A 7,913-nucleotide genomic window follows, 5' to 3' on the forward strand; every position below is an offset into this window, starting at 1 on the left:
TTCTGCTAACTGTCAACTCTCTATCGATTCAACTGTCGAATTAATCAGCACGACGCCATACAGTTCCTTGACGGGTATCTTCCAGCACCACCCCTTGGTCTAATAAAGACTGGCGGATTTCATCAGCACGAGCAAAGTTTTTCTCTTTTTTGGCATCTTTACGTTGCTGGATGAGATCTTCAATCTGCTCTTCTGACAGGTCTAAAGCTTCCTGACCAATATCAGACTTCAAGAATTCGTCGACATTGTGCTGTACCAGACCCAGAATATTGGTGAGATGGCGCAGAGTAGAATAATAAACTGTAGCCTGTTCCTGATTCTGATCTTTTACTGCACGGTTCAGCTCTTTATTCAGTTCAAACAATACTGCAATGGCTTCTGGTGTATTAAAGTCATCTCGCATTGCCGTATTAAAACGCTCAACAAAGCTTTGATCTAAAGTTTCAACAACTTGCTCACCATATACCGCTTGATAAGCTTTAAAAGAATGATAGAAACGCATCAGCGTATTTTTTGCTTCTTTTAAAGCTACATCTGAATAGTTCACCGGGCTGCGGTAATGTGAAGATACGATAAAGTAACGCACCACTTCTGGATGGAATTTTTCAATCACATCACGGATGGTGAAGAAGTTACCCAAAGACTTCGACATTTTTTCGCCATCAACATTGATGAAGCCGGCATGCATCCAGTAGTTCACATACTGTTCACCTGTCGCTGCTTCAGACTGTGCAATCTCATTTTCATGATGCGGGAAGCTTAAGTCAGCACCGCCACCATGAATATCAAAATGATTGCCCAGGCAGCAGGTAGACATGGCTGAACATTCAATATGCCAGCCTGGACGACCATTGCCCCATGGTGAAGCCCAGGAAGGTTCATTTTCTTTGGCATGTTTCCACAACACAAAATCGAATGGGTGTTTTTTCTCAACTTCGACGTCTACACGTTCAGAAGCCCCTGCCTGCATATCTTCCAGTTTACGACCTGAGAGACGGCCGTATTTGGCGAATTTTTCAACCTCGAAGTAAACATCACCATTATTTGCCGGATATGCAGTCCCTTTTTCCACCAACGTCCCAATCATGTTTTGCATTTGCTTGATGTAATCAGTGGCTTTTGGTGCTTCATCCGGTGCAAGACAGCCTAACTTGGCGAAGTCTTCATTCATGGCATCAATAAAACGGCTGGTCAGTGATGAAATGCTTTCCCCATTTTCATTGGCACGTTTAATAATCTTGTCGTCAATGTCAGTGATATTACGGACATATTTTACTTTCCAGCCCTGACTGCGCAGAAAACGGATAATATAGTCAAATGCAACCACGGTACGTGCATGTCCGATATGACAGTAGTCATAGACCGTCATCCCACAGACATACAGATCAATCTGACCTTCTTTACGAGGCACAAATTCTACTTTTTTACGTTGCTCTGAGTTATATAGAACAAATGGTTGCATAGGTCTTCTAGAATGCTTTTACAAATGATGGCTCATCTTAACCTAAGCATTATTTTTCATAAAGTTTTAAGAAAAGTTTTTATAGCTTTACTTATAAAAAAATCCCCAGCCAAAGCTGAGGATTTTTTAAAACAATTTTCTAAATTTTGATTAGAAAATGATTTGGTTGTTTTCCATTAAGATTTTGAGTAGATCAAAGTTACTTGCATCAGCATTTTCAAGATACTTGGCAGTTGCACTATCCTGAATATGAAGTGTTAATAACTCAGTCATTTGATATTTATCACCTTCACCATCGCGGTCAACCGACAATACTGCTGTATTCTTCTCACCACCCAAGAAATCAAGGTTAACAAATTGATCTACTTTTGTGCTGTCGAATTCTACAAGCAACTCGCTTAGGTCGATACCATCTGCTTCATCATTTGCAGAATTACCTAACGCGAAGTCAGTCCAAATATCTTGACCATTACCGCCAGTATGGTTGTCAGCCAATACTTTATAAATCAGTGTATCGTTACCACCCATACCTTTAATCAAGTTGTTCAGCTCATTACCAATGAGAACATCATCATAGTTAGTTCTACCGATCAACTGACTATCAGTGCCATTCTCAGGTAATTGTTCGATTGAATCAGAACCAATAGTGATTGTTAAAGTTGTATCAACATAATCACCATTTAATGCTGTCAGGCGATAAGTGAATACATCTTCTTTACCAATTGCAGTGAGATCAGTCACTTTAGAAGGAAGATACTCATAGTAGCCATTAGACCACACGTACAGATCACCATACTTACCTTCAATCTTAGTGGCTGTTACATCTTTTACTTTTGTAACATCTGTTGCCACATTATTTTCGATCACTGTTTCAACTACAGTAACCTTACCTGAATAAGTACCTGCCGTTAAACCACCTTGAATCTCTGTTAAAGATCCATCCTGATTTACCATAGTAAGTTTATTGGTGTTGCTATCGTATTTATCGTTAGCAAGCAGATACCCCTTACTTACAGCCAGTTCAACAGATTCATCTACCATATACTCATGTTCATGAATTGTGATTACACTTACATCAGTTAAAGTAGCTGAGTTTTTAAACTTAACTTGGTATTTACCTTGATCAAGACCTGTAATAAACAGTGGATCACCTGATGAAACTGAACCTGATTGAATAACATCGTACTTATTGGTTTCAGGGTTGAATTTCAATAATTCCCAATCTGTTTTTAAAGCACCATTAGATACTTTTGCAGCTTGGAACACCCCTTGAACACCAGTACCAACGATTTCGAAATCAAAAAGACTGCTATTCGTCGTTTCAATTTTAGAACCAGTGTTTTCAACTGGCGCACCTTTACCAACAATCGGATTAATTACATCAGTTCCTTTTGCTGTCATTTCGATAGTAGCAGTTGTTGCCGTACCTGAACCACGAACAAAATAAACAGTGTAGTTACCATCAAGCAGATCTGTTAAGGCAAGTAACTTGTCAGCAGAAAGCGTAATACTAGATGCAAGATCTTTAGAAGTTGCATTCTGAACACCTGAATTAATTACATTGTTTTTTGAATCTAATGTAAGGTTCAGATATTCGGTTTTTTCTACACCATCTTTCATGTAAGTACGAGCAACAACAACTGTGAATTCACGGTCAATGGCAGTCGTCTTATTCATCAATGAGATGAAGTTTTGAGATGGCTCTACAGTGTTATCAGGTAACGTTTGCTTAGGTAGATTGTTTACCGTGAATTTAACAAAATACTCGTCACCTTTTGTAGCGTTTGCAAAACTAGAACCATCATTTAAAACTAAAGACTGTTGCTCTTTGACAAAAGTAACTGTTTCGTCACGTACTTCTTTATTTTTAGAAGCAATCTTAGCTACGTTTACATCATCGGTGGTAACGATAGTTTTACCTTCGCTAACATTCTGTTTTTGAGCAATTGTGTCTTTATTTAGATCCACTTGTGGGCTTTCAATCTGAACAGCAATTTCATAGCCATACTCAGAATATTGATCACCATCAGCTACGCTATGGGCATTATTAAAGACAATAGTGAAGTTGTCGATTGAGCCAACATTCTCTGCCTTGTCAGTGTTTGGTTTGTACTCGTAAGAACCATCCTGACTAATATACAGATTACCGTATTGACCTTTGATTAACGTTAATTGCTTATCGCTATCAACACTTGTCCATTCACCATTGAAGTAAACTTTAGTGACTTGATAATCACTTAAATTAGGCGGTAAATCTTCTTGGCCAAATTTAAGGTCGGCAATTTCAACAAAAACATCCCCTGTGTAGTTAATTGGATTATCAACATCAACTCGAATGCCTTTAGTCCAATCATACTTCCAAGCATTTGTCATTTGGATAGTCAAGAATTGACCCAAAGCAAGACCTACTGTTGGTACAGCAGTAACCTTATACTCACCTGAACCTAATTGTGTTACTGGTACAGTAATACTATTACCAATGAAGAGTGCACCACCTACAGAACCACTTGCAATAGTTGTATCAACCCAATTGTATGAACCATCAGCTTGATACACTTTTTCTTGGATCAGGATTTTTACACCAGTACCACCAAGCAAACCATTTGCTGAGAGTTTTACGTCAAAATCCCAAGTAGTATTAGGCTCAATTGTGAACTTGATACTTGCGGAAGATGCAGCAATATCAGCACCTAATACACTTCCTGCACCAATATCAGCTAAACCACCACCAACGTCTTTAAATTTATCTTCATCAGAAGTATCAATTTTAGTGGCAGTTACAGCTAAATTTAAACCTGCATAAATGTCTTTTTCGAAGACAGTTTCAGGATAGATGCTCTTCATACCATAAGTGAATTCTAATGCTTTAGTGCTTTCTAAGCCTGATGCATCAGTCATCTTAACAACAACATCTAAGTTACCTAAATCACCGTCACGACCTGCAAGAACAACAGAGCTTGGCAAATATGCAACCCATGTACCAGTTGACGGTTGGTAAGCTGCTTCAATTCCACCAATAGCTACAGACTTAGCAACTGCATCAGATGGAACACCTTCAAGTGAGAATTCTAGTTTTTGCAAACCATTAATATCATCACGGAATGTGTAAGCCTTCTGAACTAGAACAACATCGCTCAATTCAGGCGCTAAAGCATCAATATAAGTTGCTGAGTTCGATGCTTTGTTACCTTTGGCATCTTCATAAGATAAAGTGATTTGGTTGCCGTTCAGTAATGTTTTACTCAAGTCAATAACAGCCGTACCATCAGCAAGAATCTCGCCTGTACCGATAACCTTACCTTCATGAGTGATCACAACTTTTGCATTAGGCTCACCATGTACCACAACTGATTTACCGTCATCAGCGATTTCAGGTTCATCAATCAACACAGCCTTATCAAAGTATGTAAGTTCAGTTACTTCTTTAATCTGACCCGCGCTAATTTCTGTAACTGTAACTTTTTTACCATCCACTAGCGGAGTTGCAAGTGTAGCTTCAAAGTTACCTTGAGCATCAGCTACAACAATTTCAGAACCACCTTCATATTCAACAAGGACTTTTGCATTAGGGGTGACTTTACCTGAAACAATACGACCATCATCAGAAATGAACTTTGTTACAGGTACATCAGAACCGCCTTGAGCGTATTGATCTACAATTTCAGAACCATTTCCTGCTTTATCAAACATTTGAACGGCAATTTTTTCACCATTGTTATATGCAGGTAATGGTAATTGAACAATGTAAGTACCATTATTTTCTTTCACCTGATAAGTATTAGGCTCAAGAGTATTACCATTCACAGTAATTTTTAGTGTGGCATCAGGTTCACCTGTCACCACTAATTTATTTGATGCCTGATCATAAATCACATCATCAATTACTGGTGCAACAGTATCAGATGCAGTGGCATGAGTGGTTGCCTGTTTGTCACCAAACACCGCAGTAATCTCAATATCTTCACCACTATTTAAAGCAGGCGTAAACAATACTTTAAAATCGTCACCTTGTTTTGAAACAAAGTAATCTTCGCCTTCTTTCAGCTCTTTACCGTTCGCAGTTAATTTCAATTGAACTGCTTCATCAGCATGAACAATTAGATAACCGTTATCAAGATTTGCTACATTTACTACTGGTGGGTTTACTTCCAGACCGTCAATAGCGTCTGTAAGTTCTGCAATAGTTTGAGCATAATCTTCATTAGATTGTGGTGGATATTGCTCTAGATTTTGCAATACACTTGCAAGATCTTCGATTGAGTCAGAAGTAAATGGTCCTTCTAACAGATCTTGTGCTTTCGCAACAAGCTCTTCTAGTTCAGTCACATAAGAATCCTGAATACCATCTTCATTTCTATCCAATGGATCAATTGGTTTAAGAGCATTTAACGCAGCTTGAAGATCATCAATAAGCTCTTGAAGTTCAGCATCAGATTTAGGTGTAGCTAATTCAACTTCATTTAATACAGATTCTAATTCTGCTTTTGAAGAGTTTGTATGGTCAGGATTAGCAAGTTCATTAGTTGCATCACCTATTAATTTCTCTAATTCTGCTTCTAGAGAATCTAATAACCCATCACCATCAACATCATTAGCTTTATAAGCAGTAACAGAATTACTTATAGATGTATTGCCATTTCTATCTTCAAGAACTACAACAATTTTTTCGCCATTTGCTAGAGGTGGCGTAAATGCAATGGCAAATCCTGTATCAGTATATTGAACTAGATAATCTAAATCTGAATACTCTTCATTATTTACAAGCACTTTCAGATCAGCAGTAGTATCGCCTGTAACCTTAACAACACCATTTTCAGCCAACTCAATGCCTTTCAGTTCAGGCGCAGTAGTGTCTTCTGCTTCGATCTCAGCTTTTGCAGACTGATCACCGTAAACAGCAGTTACTTCAATGCTTTCGCCATTGTTGTATGAAGGCGTGAACAGAATAGTAAAATTATCACCTGATTGGCTTACAAAGTAGTCCTTGCCTTCTTGCAACTGATTACCATTAACCGAAATTTGCAGAGTAACTTCTTCGTCTGCATGAACGGTCAGAATGCCATTTTCCACTTTCAGTACAGGTTTAGAGATAACAAGTTCAGGTACTACAGGTGTTTCAAGGCCTTTGATTGCAGAATCAAGTTCAGAAACCAGTTTATCAAGAGCAGCTTGATCAGCAGGTTTAGTACCTACAGCTTCTTTCAAGGCATCCTGAACAGCTTTCCATGATTCAGCAGTGTAATCAGCTTGGTTCAGATCAAGTGCACCAGTAATCAGGTCTTTTAATTCTGCTTCTTTGGCATCAGACAGACCGTTACCGTCCTTGTCATTTTGATCAACAACAGGTTCAGTTGGCTCTTTAAGACCTTTGATTGCAGCATCTAGATCAGCCACAAGCTTGTCTAAAGCAGCCTGATCCGCAGGAGTTGTACCTACCGCTTCTTTCAAGGCATCCTGAACTGCTTTCCATGATTCAGCAGTATAGGCAGATGGATCTTTGCCTAACGCATTAGTAATCAGATCTTTTAGAGCTACTTCTTGCTCGTCAGTTAAGCCATTACCATCTTTATCTGCCTGATCAATTTCTTTCAGACCATTGATCGCATTATTCAGCTTATCGATTTGAGCTTGTGCATCTGCATCAGAATTAATTTCTTTAGCAGTTACATCGGCAACAGCATCTTGCAGAGCTTTCAGAGTTGCGTCAGTGTAAACATCAGATTTGCCAATTTCCTCTTGTGCCTTATCTAGCAATTCAGCAAGTTTGGCATCAAGTTTGTCATCAACATTGTTATCGTTCAGGTCATGCACATTTGGTGCTTCAACCGTTTCACTTACCGCACTATTTCCTTTCGCATCAGTAAGTTTAACCGCAACTGATTCACCGTTTTCCAGTGCAGGAACAATCGCAACCTTGAAGCCAGTGTCGGTTTTTTCAACCACCACACCAGTAGTCAAAGGTTCGCCATTAACAAGAACAGTTAATTCAGCAGTGTTGTCACCTTCTACAATCAATACGCCATTTTCAAGATTGATAGGTTTAAGTTCAGGTGCAGTAGTGTCTTCTGCGTATGCGTCAGCTTTTTCAGACTGATCACCATAAACAGCAGTCACTTCAATTTTTTCGCCATTGTTGTATGAAGGCGTGAACAGAACAGTAAAATTATCACCTGATTGGCTTACAAAGTAGTCCTTGCCTTCTTGCAACTGATTACCATTAACCGAAATTTGCAGAGTAACTTCTTCGTCTGCATGAACGGTCAGAATGCCATTTTCCACTTTCAGTACAGGTTTAGAGATAACAAGTTCAGGTACTACAGGTGTTTCAAGGCCTTTGATTGCAGAATCAAGTTCAGAAACCAGTTTATCAAGAGCAGCTTGATCAGCAGGTTTAGTACCTACAGCTTCTTTCAAGGCATCCTGAACAGCTTTCCATGATTCAGCAGTGTAA

At 38.9% G+C, this 7,913-nt stretch carries 2 protein-coding genes; both read right to left on the minus strand.

The window, feature by feature from the left end; all coding sequences use genetic code 11:
* Nucleotides 1–40: 40 nt before the first annotated feature.
* Nucleotides 41–1,462: a cysteine--tRNA ligase gene (cysS, locus tag FTU00_RS06440; protein ID WP_180179360.1), complete on the minus strand. Its 1,422-nt coding sequence runs from the start codon at nucleotides 1,460–1,462 to the stop codon at nucleotides 41–43.
* 150 nt (nucleotides 1,463–1,612) lie between these two features.
* Nucleotides 1,613–7,876, minus strand: coding sequence for an Ig-like domain-containing protein (locus FTU00_RS06445; RefSeq protein WP_218951765.1), 6,264 nt, complete (start codon nucleotides 7,874–7,876; stop codon nucleotides 1,613–1,615).
* Between the last annotated feature and the right edge of the window lie 37 nt (nucleotides 7,877–7,913).

Origin of the sequence: Acinetobacter sp. YH12041, assembly GCF_013419975.1 — a bacterium.
GTDB lineage: Bacteria > Pseudomonadota > Gammaproteobacteria > Pseudomonadales > Moraxellaceae > Acinetobacter.